Origin of the sequence: Streptomyces spinoverrucosus (genome assembly GCF_006539505.1) — a bacterium.
Taxonomy (GTDB): domain Bacteria; phylum Actinomycetota; class Actinomycetes; order Streptomycetales; family Streptomycetaceae; genus Streptomyces; species Streptomyces spinoverrucosus.
In genome coordinates this window covers 163256-182275 of sequence record NZ_BJND01000024.1, presented here as the reverse complement: position 1 = coordinate 182275, position 19020 = coordinate 163256, and the positions used below count along the sequence as shown (strand labels likewise).

The 19020-nt window shown below is 70.2% G+C and carries 17 protein-coding genes; 14 read left to right on the top strand and 3 right to left on the bottom strand.

Annotated features, from left to right (window positions below):
• Window positions 1-139: 139 nt before the first annotated feature.
• From rplU to SSP24_RS18285, 6 genes are all read left to right on the top strand, one after another.
• Window positions 140-460: a 50S ribosomal protein L21 gene (gene rplU / locus SSP24_RS18310; RefSeq protein WP_004931419.1), complete on the top strand. Its 321-nt coding sequence runs from the start codon at window positions 140-142 to the stop codon at window positions 458-460.
• A 14-nt stretch (window positions 461-474) separates the two neighbouring features.
• Complete coding sequence (rpmA, locus tag SSP24_RS18305) at window positions 475-729, top strand: 50S ribosomal protein L27 (RefSeq protein ID WP_023550764.1); 255 nt, start codon at window positions 475-477, stop codon at window positions 727-729.
• Window positions 730-833: 104 nt separating this feature from the next.
• Window positions 834-2270, top strand: a complete 1437-nt coding sequence (gene obgE, locus SSP24_RS18300) for a GTPase ObgE (protein ID WP_141310698.1) — start codon at window positions 834-836, stop codon at window positions 2268-2270.
• Window positions 2271-2579: 309 nt separating this feature from the next.
• Entirely contained in the window at window positions 2580-4334 is a 1755-nt protein-coding gene (locus SSP24_RS18295) for a stealth family protein (RefSeq protein ID WP_141310696.1), read from the top strand.
• Window positions 4331-5323, top strand: a complete 993-nt coding sequence (locus SSP24_RS18290; RefSeq protein WP_141310694.1) for a hypothetical protein — start codon at window positions 4331-4333, stop codon at window positions 5321-5323. The genes SSP24_RS18295 and SSP24_RS18290 overlap by 4 nt, the downstream gene beginning before the upstream one ends.
• A 5-nt stretch (window positions 5324-5328) precedes the next feature.
• Entirely contained in the window at window positions 5329-8157 is a 2829-nt protein-coding gene (locus SSP24_RS18285) for a stealth family protein (RefSeq protein WP_141310692.1), read from the top strand.
• 75 nt (window positions 8158-8232) lie between these two features.
• Here the strand turns inward: SSP24_RS18285 and SSP24_RS18280 are convergent, their stop codons facing one another.
• Together SSP24_RS18280 and SSP24_RS18275 are read right to left on the bottom strand one after the other, a co-directional pair.
• A complete protein-coding gene (locus SSP24_RS18280) occupies window positions 8233-10437 on the bottom strand; it encodes a trypsin-like serine protease (RefSeq protein WP_141310690.1) in 2205 nt (734 codons plus the stop codon).
• Between the two features lie 82 nt (window positions 10438-10519).
• Window positions 10520-11056: a hypothetical protein gene (locus SSP24_RS18275; protein ID WP_229865421.1), complete on the bottom strand. Its 537-nt coding sequence runs from the start codon at window positions 11054-11056 to the stop codon at window positions 10520-10522.
• Between the two features lie 653 nt (window positions 11057-11709).
• Between SSP24_RS18275 and proB the strand changes: the two genes are divergently transcribed.
• The 5 genes from proB (at window position 11710) to SSP24_RS18250 (ending at window position 16650) form a co-directional block, all read left to right on the top strand.
• Window positions 11710-12816, top strand: a complete 1107-nt coding sequence (gene proB, locus SSP24_RS18270; protein ID WP_141310719.1) for a glutamate 5-kinase — start codon at window positions 11710-11712, stop codon at window positions 12814-12816.
• Between the two features lie 156 nt (window positions 12817-12972).
• A complete protein-coding gene (locus tag SSP24_RS18265) occupies window positions 12973-13434 on the top strand; it encodes a DUF8830 family protein (protein WP_141310688.1) in 462 nt (153 codons plus the stop codon).
• A gap of 73 nt (window positions 13435-13507) precedes the next feature.
• Complete coding sequence (locus SSP24_RS18260; protein WP_141310686.1) at window positions 13508-14794, top strand: glutamate-5-semialdehyde dehydrogenase; 1287 nt, start codon at window positions 13508-13510, stop codon at window positions 14792-14794.
• A gap of 101 nt (window positions 14795-14895) precedes the next feature.
• Complete coding sequence (locus SSP24_RS18255; protein ID WP_444546201.1) at window positions 14896-15468, top strand: SCO2584 family spore wall biosynthesis protein; 573 nt, start codon at window positions 14896-14898, stop codon at window positions 15466-15468.
• 111 nt (window positions 15469-15579) lie between these two features.
• Window positions 15580-16650 (top strand): SCO2583 family membrane protein, encoded by a 1071-nt coding sequence (locus tag SSP24_RS18250; RefSeq protein WP_141310682.1) that lies wholly within the window; start codon window positions 15580-15582, stop codon window positions 16648-16650.
• Between the two features lie 25 nt (window positions 16651-16675).
• Here the strand turns inward: SSP24_RS18250 and SSP24_RS18245 are convergent, their stop codons facing one another.
• Window positions 16676-17803: a M48 family metallopeptidase gene (locus SSP24_RS18245; protein WP_141310680.1), complete on the bottom strand. Its 1128-nt coding sequence runs from the start codon at window positions 17801-17803 to the stop codon at window positions 16676-16678.
• Window positions 17804-17928: 125 nt separating this feature from the next.
• On the opposite strand from SSP24_RS18245, the gene SSP24_RS42875 reads away from it, so the two are divergent.
• From SSP24_RS42875 to nadD, 3 genes are all read left to right on the top strand, one after another.
• Window positions 17929-18078, top strand: a complete 150-nt coding sequence (locus SSP24_RS42875; protein ID WP_167529619.1) for a hypothetical protein — start codon at window positions 17929-17931, stop codon at window positions 18076-18078.
• Window positions 18079-18188: 110 nt separating this feature from the next.
• The gene (locus SSP24_RS42870; protein WP_167529618.1) at window positions 18189-18350 is read left to right on the top strand and encodes a hypothetical protein; all 162 of its coding nucleotides are present in this window, start codon (window positions 18189-18191) and stop codon (window positions 18348-18350) included.
• 32 nt (window positions 18351-18382) lie between these two features.
• Entirely contained in the window at window positions 18383-19009 is a 627-nt protein-coding gene (gene nadD, locus SSP24_RS18240; protein ID WP_141310678.1) for a nicotinate-nucleotide adenylyltransferase, read from the top strand.
• Window positions 19010-19020: the final 11 nt, after the last annotated feature.

Below are 19020 nucleotides of genomic sequence, written 5' to 3'. Positions count from 1 at the left end.
CCGTAACCTTGACCGTCGGCGTGTCCACTGACCCGCCACATCCCCGTAAACCTCTTCCTCCCGGGCCACCGGGAGAGGCCGCCCGTGTTCGGCGGCTGGCCTGCGGGGGTGCCGTTCTCCGAGCGAAAGAGAGATCCGCGTGTACGCCATCGTGCGCAGCGGTGGTCGTCAGCACAAGGTTGCTGTCGGCGACATCGTTGAGGTTGACAAGATTTCCACTGCCAAGGTTGGCGACACGGTCGAGCTCTCGACCCTGCTCGTTGTCGACGGCGACGCTGTGACCAGCGACCCGTGGGTGCTGGCCGGCATCAAGGTCCAGGCCGAGGTCGTGGACCACCACAAGGGCCAGAAGATCGACATTCTGCGCTACAAGAACAAGACCGGCTACCGCCGTCGTCAGGGCCACCGCCAGCAGTACACGGCGATCAAGGTCACTGAGATCCCCGCGGCTGCGAAGTAAGGGACTGAGGAGAGATGGCACACAAGAAGGGCGCATCGTCCACCCGTAACGGTCGTGACTCCAACGCTCAGCGCCTCGGCGTGAAGCGCTTCGGCGGTCAGGTCGTCAACGCGGGCGAGATCCTGGTCCGTCAGCGTGGCACCCACTTCCACCCGGGCGCCGGCGTCGGCCGTGGCGGCGACGACACGCTGTTCGCGCTGCAGGCCGGTGCGGTGGAGTTCGGTACCCACCGTGGCCGCAAGGTCGTGAACATCGTTCCGGTCGCCTGATCGGAAGCTTTCGCGAGGCGGACCTCACTTCCCTCACGGGAAGCGGGTCCGCCTTTCGCGTGTTGATCAGAAGACATTCCCGTACGTAACTGGAGGCACAACCCATGACCACCTTCGTGGACCGCGTCGAACTGCATGTCGCCGCGGGTAACGGAGGCCACGGCTGTGCCTCCGTTCACCGTGAGAAGTTCAAGCCGCTCGGCGGGCCCGACGGCGGCAACGGCGGGCGCGGTGGGGACGTGATCCTCACCGTCGACCAGTCGATCACCACCCTGCTCGACTACCACCACTCCCCGCACCGCAAGGCCACCAACGGCAAGCCCGGCGAGGGCGGTAACCGCTCCGGCAAGGACGGCCAGGACCTGGTGCTGCCGGTGCCGGACGGCACCGTGGTGCTGGACAAGGCGGGCAACGTCCTCGCCGACCTGGTCGGGCACGGCACCTCCTACGTCGCCGCGCAGGGCGGCCGGGGCGGGCTCGGCAACGCCGCGCTGGCCTCCGCCCGCCGCAAGGCGCCCGGGTTCGCGCTGCTCGGTGAGCCGGGGGACGTGCAGGACGTCGTACTGGAGCTCAAGACCGTCGCCGACGTGGCGCTCGTGGGATACCCGAGCGCGGGCAAGTCGTCGCTGATCTCCGTGCTCAGCGCCGCCAAGCCGAAGATCGCCGACTACCCCTTCACCACGCTGGTGCCGAACCTCGGTGTGGTCACCGCCGGTTCGACCGTGTACACCATCGCGGACGTCCCCGGGCTGATCCCGGGCGCCAGCCAGGGCAAGGGGCTGGGCCTGGAGTTCCTGCGGCACGTGGAGCGGTGCAGCGTGCTGGTGCACGTCCTGGACACGGCGACGCTGGAGTCCGACCGTGACCCCGTCTCCGACCTGGACGTCATCGAGGCGGAGCTGCGGGAGTACGGCGGCCTCGACAACCGGCCGCGGATCGTCGTGCTGAACAAGATCGACGTACCGGACGGCCTGGACCTGGCCGAGATGGTGCGGCCGGACCTGGAGGCGCGCGGCTACCGCGTGTTCGAGGTGTCGGCGGTGGCGCGGACCGGGCTGAAGGAGCTGTCGTACGCGTTGGCCGAGCTGGTCGCGCAGGCGCGGGCCGCCCGGCCGAAGGAGGAGTCGACGCGGATCGTCATCCGGCCCAAGGCCGTGGACGACGCGGGCTTCACCGTCGTACGCGAGGACGACGGGCTGTTCCGGGTGCGCGGTGAGAAGCCGGAGCGCTGGGTGCGGCAGACCGACTTCAACAACGACGAGGCGGTCGGCTATCTCGCGGACCGGCTCAACCGGCTCGGCGTGGAGGAGGAGCTGGTCAAGGCCGGCGCCAGGGCCGGGGACGGCGTGGCGATCGGTCCCGAGGAGAACGCCGTCGTCTTCGACTGGGAGCCGACCGTCATGGCCGGTGCGGAGATGCTGGGCCGCCGTGGCGAGGACCACCGTATGGAGGCGCAGCGTCCCGCGGTGCAGCGACGCCGGGACCGGCAGGCCGAACGGGACGAGCTGCAGCGGGAGTTCGACGACTTCGAGCCGTTCTGATTCCAGCCGTTTCGGTCCGGCCGTTCTGATCCAGCCGTTCCGATCCGGCTGTCCATCCCGTCGTTCTGATCCAGCCGTTGTGATTCCAGCCGTCCTGAGCGGCGGCTGTGCACACGCCATGTGCTGTGATTATGTCAACGCTCGCTGCGGTTTGTCCCGTTATTTCGGCATGTCTGGCTGCTTGCCGACGTGCGGAACCATGCAGACGTGAGGTAAACACACTGCATACTTGATATTTCCGTATTCTGAGCAGTGGTTGACGGGCGGCCGTTCACCGGGTGGCAGCCCATCGGAGGGGGAGTTCCCACAGTGCGAAACCCTGAGGCGTCACGTTTGGTCGGCGTGTACCGTCGCGCGGTTCCAGTCGGTGCGCGACGGATGATCGCGGAGCACGTGGGGACGGATCTGCGAGAGCAGGTGAAAGCCCGTATCGCCGCCGCGGCCGAGCTTCGGGAGCAGGCGGTACGGCTACGGGTGACGCGCCGCCACCGGGAGCTGCTGGCGAGGCACGACCGGACGGTCGTCAGCGTGGCGGGGACGCCCCGCATCGCCCATGTCGTACCCGGCATCATCCCGCTTAAGGCACGCCGGGCCAATCTCGAGCAGGTGACGGCCGCGCTGCGCGAGGCCGGCGTCGACTACTTCGGCGTGCGCTCCGCCTCCGACACCGCGGCCGCGGTCGCCGTCCGCGCCGAGGACCGGGAGCGTGTGCTCACCGCGCTGCGCCAGGCCTGCCGGGCCAGACCCGGCTACGTCGTTCCGGTGCGCGGGAGACAGCTTCAGGAGGACTCCGCGCTGCCCGGCTACGGGCCGGGTTCGTGGAAACGCGTCGCCGGCGCGGACGTGGTCCGCTGCACCTGGTACCTGACCGACCAGACCAACCGTCTGGTGCTGGGGGTGCGTTACGGCTGCGACATCGAGTTCTGGCGGCAGGAGGACGGCGAGCTGGTCTCCCCGCGGCGCAACGGGATCGCCGAGGCGGTGCCGGTGGACGAGCCCGCGGTCGAGGCGGACGAGAGCCTGTTCACCGACTTCACGTCGCTGCCCGCGGAACGCGAGCCGGTGCGGGTGACGACACGGCCGGCCTTCGCCGCGGGAGCCATCGGGCGCCGCACCTTCCCCATCGACGTGGTGTACACCTGGGTGGACGGCTCCGATCCGCACTGGCTGCAAGAGCGGGCCGCGTTCTCCGACAGGCCGTACCACGAGGAGGCGGCCAACGCCGCGCGCTACCTCAGCCGGGACGAACTGCGCTACTCGCTGCGCTCGCTGCACCTCTACGCGCCCTGGGTGCGCAACATCTACCTGGTGACCGCCGACCAGACGCCGGAGTGGCTGAACACCGACCACCCGCGGATCAAAGTGGTCAGCCACAAGGAGATATTCAAGGACCCGGCGGCGCTGCCGACGTTCAACTCCCACGCCATCGAGAGCCAACTGCACCACATCGACGGCCTGTCCGAGCACTTCCTGTACTTCAACGACGACGTGATGCTCGGCCAGGAGATCCTTCCGCAGCACTTCTTCCTGCCCAACGGTCTCGGGAAGTTCTACCTCTCGCCTGCCCTGATTCCCTACGGCGAACCGTCCCCGGACGATCCGCCCGTGGCGGCCGCCGGCAAGAACAACCGCAGGCTCATCGCCGAACGCTTCGGCGACACCATCTTCCGGAAGATGAAGCACGTTCCGCACGCGCTGCACCGCAGCGTGCTGGACGAGATCGAGGCGGAGTTCCCCGAGGCGCACCAGCGCACGGCCACCAGCAGGTTCCGCAGCGCCGACGACGTGTCGGTCACCTCGTCGCTGCACCACTACTACGCCTTCCACACCCAGCGTTCCATCGCCGGCGAGGACCTGGTGTACCGCTACTGCGACCTCGGCAATCCCGGCGTGGAGCGGGTGCTGGGCCGACTGCTGGCCACCCGCGAAGCACACGTCTTCTGCCTGAACGACACGACCTCGACGGAAGCGGAGCTGAGCCGCCAACAGGCCCTGATGACGCGCTTCCTGGACGAGTACTTCCCCTACCCCAGCCCCTACGAGCGTGGTGCAGACAACCGATGAGACAACTCCCCACTCCGCACAAGGTGATGCGCAAGGGGTATGCCGTAGTCCGCTCGACCCGGTCGCGCCTGAACAATCTGGTCCTGGTACCGCCGAGCGCCGACGACTGGCCGCGGGTCACCGCTGAGCACCTGTCCCTCCTGGACGGCAGGACCCTGAACTTCTGCGTCCGCGTGCCGGACGAGGTGACGGCCTCGTCGGCCGCCCTGCTGCTGGGCGGATCCTCGTCCCCGGTCGTCATCCCGCTCACCCTCGTCCAGCGCGGCGACGGTCACGTCGAGGCACAGGGCACCGCCGTCCTCGACCTGCTGGAGGCGGACGCCGACCAGCACCAGCAACTGCCCGCGGGAATGCGCAGGTTCCTGCTGGCCACCGGGCAGTGGCGGCTGTCCGTCGTCTTCACCGACGTCGCCGGGACCGAACGCCGGTACGCGCTCGCCAAGGCGCCCCGGCTGATGCCCGACGGGCCCACGACTCCCGAGCCGGTGCGCGAGGACGGCACCTACTGCCGCCTGATCGCATCGGGTACCGGACGGGCGTACGTGTCCGTGGGCAGGGACGACGCCGAGGCCGAGATCGTGTCCGTGAAGATCGGCTGGTCCGAGGTGACACTGGAGGGCCGGCTCGTCAACGCTCCGGCCGACGAGTGCCGCGGCGACGTCGAACTCGTCCGCAGGGGCGGCAAGGCGGCCCGTGTCGTGCCGGCCACCTGGCAGGGCGACACCTTCGTCTGCTCGCTGAAGCCGGCCGACTTCGGCGACCTCGGCACCAAGGAGCAGATCTTCGACGTACGTCTGCGGCGGCCGCGTCGCCGGTCGCTGAAGATCTCCCGGCGGCGTACCGAGGTGCGCAGCCCCGGCGACGTCTTCCGGATGCCGTACCGGTTGCTGACCGGGGAGGACGGCGGCACCGTGCTCAGACTCAACCCGTACTACACGCCCATCGGCAGCCTCGCCTTCCGTGCGGCCCACCTTCCTTCTGGATGCTGACAACAATGAAGATCACTTTTCTGCTCACCTGGGGCGACGAGATGGGCGGCACGGAGCAGGCCGTCTACACCCAGGCGACGCACCTCGCGCCCCGGCACACCGTCGAGGTGCTGAGCGTCTTCAAGACGCGTGAGCGCCCCTTCTTCTCCGTGGACGAGCGGGTCTCGGTGCGGTACCTGGTGGACCGTACCGGCAAGACCGAGCGACCGGTGCGCGACAGCGGCATCGGCGCCGAGGAGTGCCGCCGCCTGGCCGGGCTGCCCAGCGAGCTGATCAGCCCGAAGTGGGAGGCCACCTTCGACGCCCTCTCCGACGTCGAGATGAACCGCGCCCTGCGGACCATCGACACGGACGTCCTGATCACCACCTCGCCCGCCCTGATGTCCGCCGTCGCCGACCTGGTGCCCTCCCGGGTGATCACCATCCAGCAGGAGCACCGGCCCTCGCAGCTGCGCGGCGCCACCGGCGAGCCGCTGCTGCTGCGCGCTCCCGAGATCGACGCCCTGGTGGTGCTGACCGAGCGCACGAAGCAGTGGCTGGAGGAGTCGCTCGGCAAGGCGGCCCCGCGCCTGGCGGCCATCCCGAACGCGATACCCGAGGGTTTCCGGCCGCGCTCCAGCCTCACCGGCAAGAGCATCGTGATGCCGCGCCGCCTGGTGCCCGACAAGCAGGTCGACCACGCCATCCAGGCCTTCGCCAAGGCCCTGCCCGACCATCCGGGCTGGCGGCTGCGCATCTTCGGCGACGGCCCGCAGATGTCCCGGCTGCGCAACCTGGTCCAGGGCCTCGGCCTGCACGACGCCGTGGAGATCCTCGGGCCGAGCCAGCACATGACGGAGGAGTGGGCCAAGGCCAGCCTCACCATGCTGCCGTCCCAGGACGGCGAGGCCTTCCCGCTGGTGCTGCTGGAGGCCTTCGCCGCCGGCGTCCCGGCGGTGGCGTACGACATCGTCACCGGGCCTGCCGAGATCATCCGGCACGGCGTGGACGGACTGCTCGTCCCGCCCAACGACATCGACGGGCTCGCCGAGGCGATCTCCCGGCTGATGGGCGACGAGGAACTGCTGCGCTCCTACGGGGAGAACGCCTACGACGGCTCCGCGCGCTTCGCCGCGGACGTCATCGTCAAGCAGTGGGAGGAACTGTTCACCGAGCTCGTGCTGCGGCGCGACGACCCGCAGCGGATGGCGGAGCGGGCCGACCGCATGGCCCACCGCGTGGCGCACGGCGGCGCGGGCCGCTTCCACGCCGCGGTCGCCGCGGACCGCACCGCCCCGTCGTCGGGCGACCAGCGGGCGCGTGAGCTCGTGATCGGCGCGGCCAACCGTTCCCTGGTACGCGCCGCGGGCCGGCTCTCCGAGGTCCGCGACGACCTGCAGGGCTCCGACATCCTGCAGCGGAACTTCGAGACGGTCATCGCCGCACTCGACAAGCACGACATCCCCTACGTGCTGCTGCGGGACCGTGAGGACACCCCGCGACAGCGGGTGGCGGTGGACAGCACCCACCAGGAGCGGGTGCGCAAGGCCCTGGCCACCGAGTACGAGGGCAAGGCGGTGTACGCCGAACTGCTCAAGCCCCGCACGCACGCCCCGGGCGTGCTCCTGGCCGAACGCCTGGAAGGTGCCGGAGAGGTGGGGGGGCTGCGGGTCTTCCGTCCCGTGGTCACCTCCAGCCGTACCCTGCGCTTCGGCCCCGCCTACGGCTGCGACGTGGAGTTCTGGCGCCTGGTGCCGGAGGAGGAGGGCGGCGACGGCCAGTTCGTCGCGCCGCTGCGGCCGAGCGCGGTCGGCCCCAAGCTGCCGTCGCTGACCGCCGACGCCCGCCTGCGCGTGCGGGACCGGGAGTACCCCACGCTGGAGCCGTTCACCAAGAAGCTGGTCAGCGACATCACCTTCCCGGTGGACGCCGTCTACACCTGGGTCGACGACTCCGACCCCCGATGGCAGGAGCGCCGGGCCCAGCGGCGCGCGGCCCTCGGCCTGGACGCCGAGGCGTCCGGGGACGAGGCGGCACGCTTCCGCAACCGGGACGAGCTGCGCTACTCCCTGCGCTCGCTCGCGATGTTCGCGCCCTGGGTCCGGAAGATCTACCTGGTCACCGACGACCAGACGCCCGAGTGGCTGAACACCGCGCACCCGGGCATCGAGGTCGTCTCGCACCGGGACATCTTCACCGACGCGAGCTGCCTGCCCACGTTCAACTCCCACGCCATCGAGAGCCAACTGCACCACATCGACGGGCTGTCGGAGCACTTCCTGTACATGAACGACGACGTTTTCGTCGGCAGGCCGCTCAGCGCGCAGAGGTTCTTCCAGCCCAACGGCACGAGCCGCTTCTTCTGGACGCCGACGACCGTGCCGATCGGGGAGGCCACCGAGGAGGACGAGGGCTACTTCGCCGCGGCGAAGAACAACCGCCGGCTGCTTGAGGACCGCTTCGGGGTGACCGTGGCGAACAGCTTCGCGCACGCCCCGCACCCGCTGCGCAAGAGCGTCCTGGAGCAGATCGAGACGGAGTTCCCGGAGAGCGTGGCCCGCACTGCGGCGAACCCCCTGCGCGGCTGGCAGGACGTCTCCATGGTCTCCTCGCTGCACCACCACTACGGCTACCTGACGGGCAGCGCGGTGCCCAGCAGCATCCGGTGCGCGTACATCGACGTCGGCACCTACGCACGGCACCCGGAGCTGACGCGGCTGCTGGCGATCCGGGGCCACGACGTGTTCTGCCTCGGCGAGTCGCAGGACGCCGAGGTCCCGGACCAGGAACAGGCCCGCATCATCGACGCGTTCCTGCGCGCCTACTTCCCGGTGAAGAGCCCGTACGAGCTCTGAGCACGACGCGTCACGACGAAGGGGGGCTTCCCCGGCCCGAAGGCCGGGGAAGCCCCCCTTTGCTGTCGGGTCCGGCTAGCGGACCACGTAGCCGAAGCGGCCGCCGGAGGCCGGCAGACCGCCCTGGCCGGGCTGGTACGTGGTGATCGCGGCGTTCGAACCGCCGGCGGTCACGTTGGACAGCGGCAGGGCGTAGACCGTGCCGTAGCTGCCCGGACCGTACGGCATGCCCACGTACAGCTTGGTGCCGGTGTAGTGGATGCTCCGGCCGAGTTGCTGGTTGGCGCCCGCGGGACCCGGGATGCCGGAGTTGCCGGCCTCGATCCAGCGGTTGTTGATGTCGCGCGAGCCGAGCAGCGAGAAGGTGGTGATCGCGCCGGCCTTCGCCGTCGTGCCGACGGCCTCGTCCGTGATGCCGACGGCCAGCTTCATCGTCGCGGTGGTGCTCACCGCACGCGGTGCCGTGTTCACCGCGTCCACGGACTGGCCGAAGCGGTCACCGGCCTCGGAGGTGCCGGGGATGGCATCGGAGGAGGTACCGGAGTAGTACGTGGTCAGCTGCTGGTACGTCCCCGCGGCAGTGACCTCGAACGTGATGACGTTTCCGGCGTCGGTCTTGTTGACACCGTCGATGTCCAGGTCCTCACCGGGAGCGCCGACCGCGAGGATCGAGTGGGTGGCGGCCGCCACTCCGGACGGGCGGTAGGGGACCAGGGCCAGGGAGCGGCCGAACTGGTCGCCCGGCTCGGCTCCGCCGGCGACGGTGTCCAGGTCCTGGTCGAGACCGAACAGCGGGGTGGGCCGGTTCTCCGAGTTGAGCCGGTGGCTGAAGACCGCCAGGTTGCCGGCGCCCGCGTCGGAGCCGATGGTCTCGTCCGGGGCGCCGATGGCGATGTGGTTGGCGTCGGCCGCGACGACGGCGCCGAAGCCGTCGTTCGCCTCCACGGCACCCGGCACATCGGTGCTGTCCTGGCTGACGGCGATGTTGGTGTCGCCGTGCACGTAGAAGGCCATGCCCGCCTTCGTGACCGAGCCGATCGCCTCGCCCGGCGAGCCGATCACCACGAACGGCTCACCCGCGGCGCTGGTGCCCGCGGCGATGGCCTGGCCGGTGCGGTCACCGGTCTCGGGAGCGGAGTTCTTGAAGGAGCCGGTGCCGGCGCCCTGCTCGAAGTGGGTGTTCTTGATCGCCCCGGTGCCGATGCCGCCCCGCGCACCGTACAGAATGTCGACCATGCCGGCGTCGGTGGCGGTGCCCAGGTCCTCGGACGGCGTGCCGACGACCAGGTCGGTGCAGCCGTCCTGGTTGTAGTCGACGGTGTCGATCGCCTCACCGAACCAGTCGCCGGCCTCCGCGCCGCCCGGTACCCAGTCGAGGTCCTGGTGGAACTCGGCAGTGCCCTTACCGCCGCCGTAGACCACCCGGACGACACCCGCTCCGTCGGCGCCGCCGACGCTCGCCTTCGGGTCGGAGATGGCGATGTCCTCGACGCCGTCGCAGTTGAAGTCGGTGATGGGCAGGGCGCCGACGGTGGATTCCACCCAGGAGCTCAGGTCGTCGACGCGGGCGGCGACGCCGCCGGTACGGGTCTCAGTGCTGTCGATGCCGAAGCAACCGCCCTGGTACGAGCGGCTGTTGAGGGCCACCAGCTGCGTGGTGCCGTTGGTCGTGCGCACCACCGGACCGCCGGTGTCACCCATGCAGGCGGCCGCGCCGTCCTTGCCGGTGAAGGTGGCCGTGGTGGCGTCGGCGGCGTCCACCGTCAGCGCGCCGGTGTGCAGCTTCAGCGGCGCCCACTCGGTCTTGGTGCGCCCGTACCCGGCGAACTTCAGTTCCTCGCCCGCGGCGGGCGCGGTGGTGGCCACGCTGACGGGGGCCACGTTGGTGACCGGCCGGTTCAGACGGGCCAGGACGACGTCGCGGTCGGTGCGCGGCACAAGCTGCACCACCTGGCGCTCGGCACCGTCGGAACCGCTCAGGTCGGAGCGGCCGATGGTGGCGGTCGTGGGCTTCGCGGGCTTGCCCGCGGGCACCGACAGGCTCGTCGCCGGGTCGTCGGCGAAGCAACTCGCCGCGGTCAGCAGCCAGTCGGAGGCGACCAGCACGCCGGAGCAGCCGCGATCGTGGTCACCGACGATGACCTGCGCGGTGTAGCTGAGGGAGGTGTCGGTGGCCGGCGTGCCGGTCACCGCTGACGCGGGCGCGGCGCACAGCGCGACCGGGCCGACGGCCAGGGCCGCGACGAGTGCCGCAAGGCGCACGTGTCTGGTGTGTCGCATGATGTGATTCCTTGGACTCGAGGTCTGCCGGGCCGTGCGGCCCTGGACAGCCTGGGAAATGCCGACGGGCGTGCGCCCAGCGCTACTTGGCGGTCCTGATCTCCACGAGCATGAACTCGCGGCCCTGCTCGTCGGCGCTCTCGCCGACCGGGGTCCAGGTGTTCTTGTTGATGTCGAACGACTTCTCCTCGGTGCCGGTGGTCATGTCCACCTGCGTGGCGTAGTCGTTGCCCTTGATGCCGTAGACCGAGGGGATTTCCAGGGTCAGCCAGCCGGAGTTGCCGGTGACCTGGAAGCAGATCTTGTCCTTGCTGCGCGCCCAGACCTCGAGCTGTCCGGTGCCGCTCACGCAGTCGGCGAGCGTGATGTGGCCGTCGCCGCGCTTGAGGACGATGTTCTTCTCCGCGAGGATCTTGTCCGCCTGCGGGTAGTTGAAGTCCTCCACGCCGTAGCCGGGGGCTTCGCCCGCGACGGGTGCGGCCACGTGTGCGTCCGCGTTGGCGGAGGTACCGGCCGGGGCGGCGAGCCAGGTCAGTGCGCCGGCCACTGCCGCGACCAGCAGGGTGCCGGTGATTCTTCTGCGTTGCGGCCTTGCCGCGATTGCGCTGAGCGCCTTCATTGAAGTCCTATGCGTCGATTCCATGAAAGCCGGGGACGGCAGCAGACGGCATGGAATGAGAATTCTCAGAAATGCGCATGGCCATAAAACTGCCCCCCAGGCCGTGTTTATCAAAGCCGGAATGATTGATCTCTGTCCACCGGGCGAAGAGTGGTAAAACGGGCACATTTGGAACGTCTGACATGGCGTATGTCACACGGCGAAAAAGGGATACAAGGCCTCCCCCGTTGGAACCTCGTCATTCTTTCATATGTGGTTCCGACCCCGAGTAGCGCCTGCGCGGCCACTGTCTTGACGGTGCGTCCGCCGATCGGTGGTGTCCAAGGAATCCCCCCTCGTGTCACTGAATGTTCGTGAACGTATGGGGGACCAAGGGAAGGTGACCAGCCGTCAGGCGTGTGCGGAGCCCATGAGAAACCCCACACCGGTCGGTATGGCTGCATTTCGCCGGGATGCTCCCGAGTGATCAGTTGCGCACGTGGCGTGCGCATGTTCTGATCGTTTGTTTACGTCGCGGATGCAAGCCGTTCCTGTGGCCTTACGCCTCCGTTCAGAGGTGGCGCCCGTCCGCGTACTGGACGACTGCGCGGTCACCCGCCCCCGTCACGTAGATTCGGCACGTGGACAGCAAGGTGGCAGGGGCAAGGCAGGCGGTGCGCGAGGCCCGCAGGATCGTCGTCAAAGTGGGTTCCTCATCGCTGACCACCGCCTCCGGCGGGCTGGACGCGGACCGGGTGGACGCGCTCGTCGACGTCCTCGCCAAGGCCCGCAGCGGGGGAGAGAAGGAGATCGTGCTGGTCTCCTCGGGCGCCATCGCCGCCGGACTCGCCCCGCTGGGCCTGCGCCGCCGCCCCAAGGACCTCGCCCGCCAGCAGGCCGCCGCCAGCGTCGGCCAGGGCCTGCTGGTCGCCCGCTACACCGCCTCCTTCGCCCGCTACGGCGTCCGCGTCGGCCAGGTGCTGCTCACCTCCGACGACATGAGCCGCCGCGCCCACCACCGCAACGCCTCCCGCACCCTGGACAAGCTCCTGGCCATGGGCGCCCTGCCGGTCGTCAACGAGAACGACACCGTCGCCACCGACGAGATCCGCTTCGGCGACAACGACCGGCTCGCCGCGCTCGTCGCCCACCTCGTCCGCGCCGACCTGCTGGTCCTGCTCTCCGACGTGGACGGCGTGTACGACGGCGACCCCAGCAAGCCCGGCACCTCGCGGATCACCGAGGTGCGCGGACCCGCGGATCTCTCCGGAGTGGACATCGGCAGCGCCGGGAAGGCGGGCGTCGGCACCGGCGGCATGGTCACCAAGGTCGAGGCCGCCCGGATCGCCGCCGCCGCGGGCATCCCCGTCGTCCTCACCAGCGCGATCCACGCCGCCGACGCCCTGACCGGCCAGGACACCGGCACGTACTTCCACCCCACCGGCAAGCGCTCCGCCGACCGGCTGCTGTGGCTCCAGCACGCCTCCGCGCCGCAGGGCGCGCTGACGCTGGACGACGGTGCCGTGCGCGCGGTCGTGGAGCGCCGCACGTCGCTGCTGCCGGCCGGAATCGCCGCCGTCGAGGGCGAGTTCAGCGCGGGCGACCCGGTCGAACTGCGCGACGGCAGCGGGCACGCCGTGGCGCGCGGGCTGGTCAACTTCGACGCCAAAGAGATCCCGCAGCTGATCGGCCGCTCCACCAGGGAGCTGGCGCGGGATCTGGGCCCGGCGTACGAGCGCGAGGTCGTCCACCGGGACGATCTGGTGATCCTGCATCACTGAGCACCACTGAGCACCCTGGCGCGCGGCCGAAACGCGGCCGAAAACGGAGGGAACGCCCCGCAAAAGCCCCCGCCCTGAGGTGGACGTTCCGCAAAACCGCCCCACGATCCCCCGGGGGCCTGCTCAACTTTGTGCAGAGGCACGCACTGGCACTGCATGAAGGAGGCCGCCGTGAGACGAGTGCGCCCTGGGGCAGCGTCCCGCGCGGCAAGTACCGAGCGCGCCCTCACGAGCGTCGCCGCCGGTGACCGCTACACGGGCGAGGAGCCCGAGGACCTGCCCCGGCTGTGGCACGTCACCCTCAGCGTCTCCGGCGAGGCGGCCCCGCTGAAGGAGGTCCGGCGCGCCCTGGAGCAGCTCGCCCACGACCACCCCTTCCTGCTGACCAGCAGATACGCCGACGACCACGCGGAGATCCGGTACTGGGAGGAGGCCCGCGACCTGCACGACGCGGCCGCCGTCGCGCTGCGGCTGTGGGGAGAGCACCGGCAGAGCGCCGGACTCCCGCCCTGGGAGATCGTCGGCCTGGAGGTCATCGACCGGGCCACCTACCACCAGCGCATCTCCGAGGGCTACGGCCCACCGCCCGCGTCCCCCGTGGGCGTCCATCCCTTTTGACGGGCCTTGCGCGCTTGTCTCGGGGTTTGGGATGCCCGTCGGACCGGCCCGTGCGGCGCACTACCCTTCCCTCATGACCACGCTTTCGCCGTACGACTCCATGACCCCGGTCACCCGGGCCGCCTACCGTGCCAAGGCCGCCGCCGCCGACCTCGCGCCGCTGCCCCGGGCCGTGAAGGACGACGCGCTGCTCGCCATCGCGGACGCGCTGGAGGTCCGTACGAGCGAAATCGTCGAGGCCAACGCCAAGGACGTGGCCAAGGCCCGGGAGGCCGGCACCAGCGAGGCCATCGTCGACCGGCTGACCCTCACCCCGGAGCGGGTGAGGGCCATCGCCTCCGACGTGCGTGACGTGGTCGCGCTGCCCGACCCGGTCGGCGAGGTCGTGCGCGGCTCGACCCTCCCCAACGGCATCGACCTGCGCCAGGTCCGCGTCCCGCTGGGCGTCGTCGGGATCATCTACGAGGCCCGCCCGAACGTCACCGTCGACGCCGCCGCGCTCTGCCTGAAGTCCGGCAACGCCGTGCTGCTGCGCGGCTCGGCCTCCGCGTACGAGTCGAACTCCGCCCTCGTCCGGGTGATCCGCGACGCCGTCGGCGGCGCCGGGCTGCCCGCCGACGCCGTGCAGCTGGTGCCCGGCGAGAGCCGCGAGAGCGTGCGCGAGCTGATGCGCGCCCGGGGCCTGGTCGACGTACTGATTCCGCGCGGCGGGGCCTCGCTGATCCAGACCGTGGTGCAGGAGTCCACGGTCCCGGTGATCGAGACCGGCACCGGCAACTGCCATGTCTACGTCGACGCCAACGCCGACCTCGACACGGCGATCGAGATCCTGATCAACTCCAAGGCCCAGCGGGTCAGCGTCTGCAACGCCGCCGAGACGCTGCTGGTCCACCAGGACATCGCCGCCCGGTTCCTGCCGCGCGCCCTGGACGCCCTCGCGGAGGCCGGGGTGACCGTGCACGCCGACGAGCGGGTGATGGCGTACGCCAAGGACAGCAAGGCGACCGTCGTCGAGGCGACCGCCGAGGACTGGGAGACGGAGTACCTGTCCTACGACATCGCCGCCGCGGTGGTGGACTCGCTGGACAAGGCCGTCGAGCACATCCGGCTGTGGACCTCCGGCCACACCGAGGCCATCGTCACGACCTCCCAGCAGGCCGCCCGCCGCTTCACCCAGCTGGTGGACTCCACGACGGTCGCGGTGAACGCCTCGACCCGTTTCACGGACGGCGGCCAGTTCGGCTTCGGCGCCGAGATCGGCATCTCCACCCAGAAGCTGCACGCCCGCGGCCCGATGGGCCTGCCCGAGCTGACCAGCACGAAGTACATCGTCACGGGGGATGGGCACGTACGGCGCTGAGGCGCACGACCCCGGCGCGCGCCGCTGGGAGATGTCGTGAGCAGGCGGACGAATTTCCATACCGTCTGCCCAAATTGACCCCCCAGGTCTACTCTGGACGCGTGCCGGAGGACGTGGGGGGCACGCCGTTCCCTGACGGCTGGGAGCCCGACGACGACCACGACCGCGGGGTGTCGGACGAAGAGTTCGCCTCCGTGGTCTTCGACGAGGCCTTCGTACGGGCGGCCGTGGTGCACGAGCCGACCGCCGTCGAACGCCTCCTGGCCGCCGCGCAGGCCAGAGCCGAGGCCTCCGAGGCGGAGGCCCGCCGGGCGCGCGGCAGGCGCGAGCGGTACGACGACGCTTACGGCCCCGACGACCATGCCGGTTTCGGCCACGACCCGGACCTCGACGACCTGGACGACACCGACGTCCTCGACGACCGCGACGGGCCGGGGCCGTACGGAAAACAGGTCCGCTGGCACCGCCCGGTCGCCTGGCTGCTCGCCCTGGTGATGGGCATCGGCATGGTCGCGCTGGCCTTCGCCGCGGTCTACCGGGGCGCCTCGTCCAGCCGCCAGGACCAGGTCCCGCCGCCCGCCTCGACCGGCCTGGAGCACGGCACGTCGGCGGCGCCCTCCGCCTCCGCCGACTACTCCCCGCCGGCCGTCTCGGCGGTCCCGCGCACCCCTTGAACGGCCGGTTCCGCACGCCCGGGCAGAGCCTCACGGACCTGGTGAGTACCTGTCAGAAGTTGTCGCACAGCGGGGCGTTTACCGGAGCTTGTGGCGACCTACTCTGAAGATATGGGCGGGCCTGGAGACCCACCTGAGGGGACACCCGACGGCGCCCCCAACGGTGCGGACGACGAATACCGATCCGTCGTGTTCGACGAGTCGTTCGTCCGCGCTGCCCGCCTCCAGGAGTTCTCCGCGCAGGAGCGCATGGCCGACCACGCGCCCGCCGTACGCCGCCGCCCGCCGATGCGCCGGGGCCTGCCCCGGCAGGCGCTGCTCCTGGTCCTGCTGATCGCCGTCGCCTTCGGCACCGCGATCTACATGGGCGTACGGCACCCGTACCAGACCCCGCAGGCCGCCCGGTCCGTCGAACCGCTGCGGATGACCGTCATCCCGCTCGCCCCGCACGGCAAGGTGCCCGGCGCCACCGACGCCGAACAGCTGTACGCCCACAGTCCGGCCGCCCAGTTCCGCGTCGGCGCCGAGGGCATACCCCTGCCGGCCGCCCGGCGCACCCCGAACTTCTCGGACGCCCAGGTCGTCACCGCCCTGACCACCGCCAAGGACTACCTCGTCCGCTCCTCGCTCTACCCCGAGGTGCTCACCGGCGGGCAGACCAGGCCGGTGCGCGTGCTGCTCGACCCGGACCAACAGGACCAGTTCGACCGGAGCTTCGAGCAGCCGACCGCCGACGGCCGGCACGCCCCCACCGGCTGGCTGGTGCGCTTCGACCCGAGCCGCGCCGAGCTCGCCGACCGCGCGATCCGCGTGCAGGGCTCGCTGGAGGCCACCGAGGCCGACTCGTCCACTCTTGAGGTCACCACGGACCACACGTTCGTGTACGCGCTGCGACCGGCCGGCGCCGACAAGACGGCCGAGGTGTCCCTGTTCACCGTCCGGCGCGAGCTGCACTTCCGCTTCGACCGCGACGACCTGCGGCTGCACCAGGCCGAGCTGGTCGCCTCGTCCCTCCAGGCCGGACCGCTGTCCTGCGCCGAGGACGTCACCAACCAGCTGCGCCCGCTGCTCGCCGGCCAGACCCCCAAGGCGGGCGGCCCGGCCGGCACGGACCCGTACGCACCCCAGGGCACGGCGGCACTGTGCGGGACGCTGGCGGACAGCGCGCAGCCGAAGGCGTGAGCGGGGCGGCCCCCGCCGGTCGGCTTCAGTCCTCGTCGCGCGGCGGCTGGTCCTTGGGTGACGAGCCTGCCGATCCTGCCGACCCCGTCGTACCGGTGGAACCCGCCCCACCGCCAGCGAAGCCCCCGAACCCCCGCCGCACCCGGCTCCCCAGGTCTCCCGCGCCGCCCGCGATGTCCGTCACCAGCTTCATCAGCGGGTCCTTGCTGCTGCGCACCTGCCCTGCATAGCTCGAAGCCGACTCGCGGAAGGAGTCGGTGACCGAGGTGTCCTTGTCTTCGGTGCGCCGCGGGTAGTGGCCGTCCATGACCCGCTGGTAGTCGCGGGACGCCGCCCACTTCTTCAGCTCGGCCGCGCGGATCGTGGCGAAGGGGTGGGAGCGGGGCAGCACGTTCAGGATCTTCAGCACGGAGTCGCGCAGATCGCCGCCCGCCTCGTACTCGTCGGCCTGCTCCAGGAACGCGTCCACGTTCATCTCGTGCAGATGGTTGCCACCGGCGATCTTCATCAGGCCGCGCATCGAGGCCTGGAGGTCCTGCCCGACCAGCAGGCCCGCGCGGTCGGCGGACAGCTCCGACTTGCGGAACCACTCGCGCAGCGCGGTCACGATCGCCATGATCGCGACATTGCCGAGCGGTATCCAGGCGACCCTCAGGGCCAGGTTGGTCAGGAACAGCAGGATCGTGCGGTACACGGAGTGGCCGGACAGGGCGTGGCCGACCTCGTGGCCGATCACCGCCCGCATCTCCTCCTCGTCGAGCAGCTCGACGAGCCCCGTGGTCACGACGATGATCGGCTCGTCCAGGCCGACGCACATCGCGTTGGGCTGCGGGTCCTGGTTGACGTACATCGGCGGGACCTTCTCCAGGTCCAGGATGTAACAGGCGTCCCGCAGCATGTCGTTGAGGTGGGTGAACTGCCGGTCCGAGACGCGCACCGAGTCGGACAGGAACAGCAGCCGCAGGCTCCGCTCGGGCAGCAGGCCGCTGAGGGCCTTGAAGACCGTGTCGAAGCCGCTCAGCTTGCGCAGTGCGACCAGGGCGGAGCGGTCGGCCGGGTGCTCGTACGCACGCGAGGAGATCTCCGGGAAGCGCCTGCGCTGCCTGCTCGGCACGTGCTCGTGCCCGCCCTGCTGGTGGCCGTCGTCGGACATGTGGTCCCCCATGTGCGTCGGTGTGACCTGGTGTGCCTTTTGCGTTTTCTTGTACGCCCCCGAAGCAAGGCCCAGCCTAGGCGGAGATACCGTGGACGGGCAGTACGACGAAGGAGTCCCGCACCATGGAGCACATCGCCGCGATCGACTGGCTCAGCGCCGCTCAACAGCAGGGCGCGGGGAATCTCCTGCGGGTCGTGCTGATCGTGATGGTGGTGGGTTGCGTGCTGACCGCCTGGTTCCTGCTTCGGGGTTACAGGCGGAAGGACGACTGACGGCCCGGGAAGGTTGCTCGACGGCGGAGTCGGGGTGATCGCGGCCGAGGCTCCCGCTTACGATGAGCCGACGTCTTTATCCCGCCCACACGCGATAGGTCCTGCCGAAGATGAGCTTCCACAGCGCCGCCCAGTTGGTCACCCTCGCCGCCGAGGGCCAGGAGCACAGCGGCAACCACGAGAGCCTCAACCCCCTGCTCACCGGCGGTGGCGCGTTCATCGCCCTGATGCTGCTGCTGTGGATCACCACCCGTTTCAACCGCGATCGCTGAGTCCACAGGGCGGGCCGGTAGGGTCTGCACGCATGGGAGAGCAGGACATGCCTACCGGCCCGTCGACGTCGGCCAAGCGCCGCCTCGGCGTCATGGGCGGGACGTTCGACCCGATCCACCACGGCCACCTGGTGGCGGCCAGCGAGGTCGCCGCGCAGTTCCACCTCGACGAGGTCGTGTTCGTACCGACCGGGCAGCCGTGGCAGAAGACCCACCGCCAGGTCTCCCCGGCCGAGGACCGCTATCTGATGACGGTCATCGCGACCGCCGAGAACCCGCAGTTCTCGGTGAGCCGTATCGACATCGACCGCGGCGGCCCCACCTACACCGTGGACACCCTGCGTGACCTGCGCGCCCTCAACCCCGACACGGACCTGTTCTTCATCACCGGCGCCGACGCCCTCGCACAGATCCTGACCTGGCGGGACAGCGAGGAGCTGTTCTCCCTCGCGCACTTCATCGGGGTCACCCGGCCCGGCCATCACCTCAGCGACGCCGGGCTTCCGAAGGGCGGTGTCTCGCTGGTCGAAGTTCCCGCCCTCGCCATCTCCTCCACGGACTGCCGTGCGAGAGTCGCCAAGGGCGACCCGGTCTGGTATCTGGTGCCGGACGGAGTCGTGCGCTACATCGCCAAGCGACAGCTGTACCGCGGCGAGTGAGCCGAGAGGGG

Excerpts from the sequence above, each read along its gene's own strand:
- rpmA (WP_023550764.1), top strand. The coding sequence starts at position 475 with ATGGCACACAAGAAGGGCGCATCGTCCACCCGTAACGGTCGTGACTCC.
- obgE (WP_141310698.1), top strand. The coding sequence starts at position 834 with ATGACCACCTTCGTGGACCGCGTCGAACTGCATGTCGCCGCGGGTAAC.
- SSP24_RS18290 (WP_141310694.1), top strand. The coding sequence starts at position 4,331 with ATGAGACAACTCCCCACTCCGCACAAGGTGATGCGCAAGGGGTATGCC.
- SSP24_RS18285 (WP_141310692.1), top strand. The coding sequence starts at position 5,329 with ATGAAGATCACTTTTCTGCTCACCTGGGGCGACGAGATGGGCGGCACG.
- SSP24_RS18280 (WP_141310690.1), bottom strand. The coding sequence starts at position 10,437 with ATGCGACACACCAGACACGTGCGCCTTGCGGCACTCGTCGCGGCCCTG.
- SSP24_RS18275 (WP_229865421.1), bottom strand. The coding sequence starts at position 11,056 with ATGAAGGCGCTCAGCGCAATCGCGGCAAGGCCGCAACGCAGAAGAATC.
- SSP24_RS18265 (WP_141310688.1), top strand. The coding sequence starts at position 12,973 with ATGAAGGAGGCCGCCGTGAGACGAGTGCGCCCTGGGGCAGCGTCCCGC.
- SSP24_RS18260 (WP_141310686.1), top strand. The coding sequence starts at position 13,508 with ATGACCACGCTTTCGCCGTACGACTCCATGACCCCGGTCACCCGGGCC.
- SSP24_RS18250 (WP_141310682.1), top strand. The coding sequence starts at position 15,580 with ATGGGCGGGCCTGGAGACCCACCTGAGGGGACACCCGACGGCGCCCCC.
- SSP24_RS18245 (WP_141310680.1), bottom strand. The coding sequence starts at position 17,803 with ATGTCCGACGACGGCCACCAGCAGGGCGGGCACGAGCACGTGCCGAGC.
- SSP24_RS42875 (WP_167529619.1), top strand. The coding sequence starts at position 17,929 with ATGGAGCACATCGCCGCGATCGACTGGCTCAGCGCCGCTCAACAGCAG.
- SSP24_RS42870 (WP_167529618.1), top strand. The coding sequence starts at position 18,189 with ATGAGCTTCCACAGCGCCGCCCAGTTGGTCACCCTCGCCGCCGAGGGC.
- nadD (WP_141310678.1), top strand. The coding sequence starts at position 18,383 with ATGGGAGAGCAGGACATGCCTACCGGCCCGTCGACGTCGGCCAAGCGC.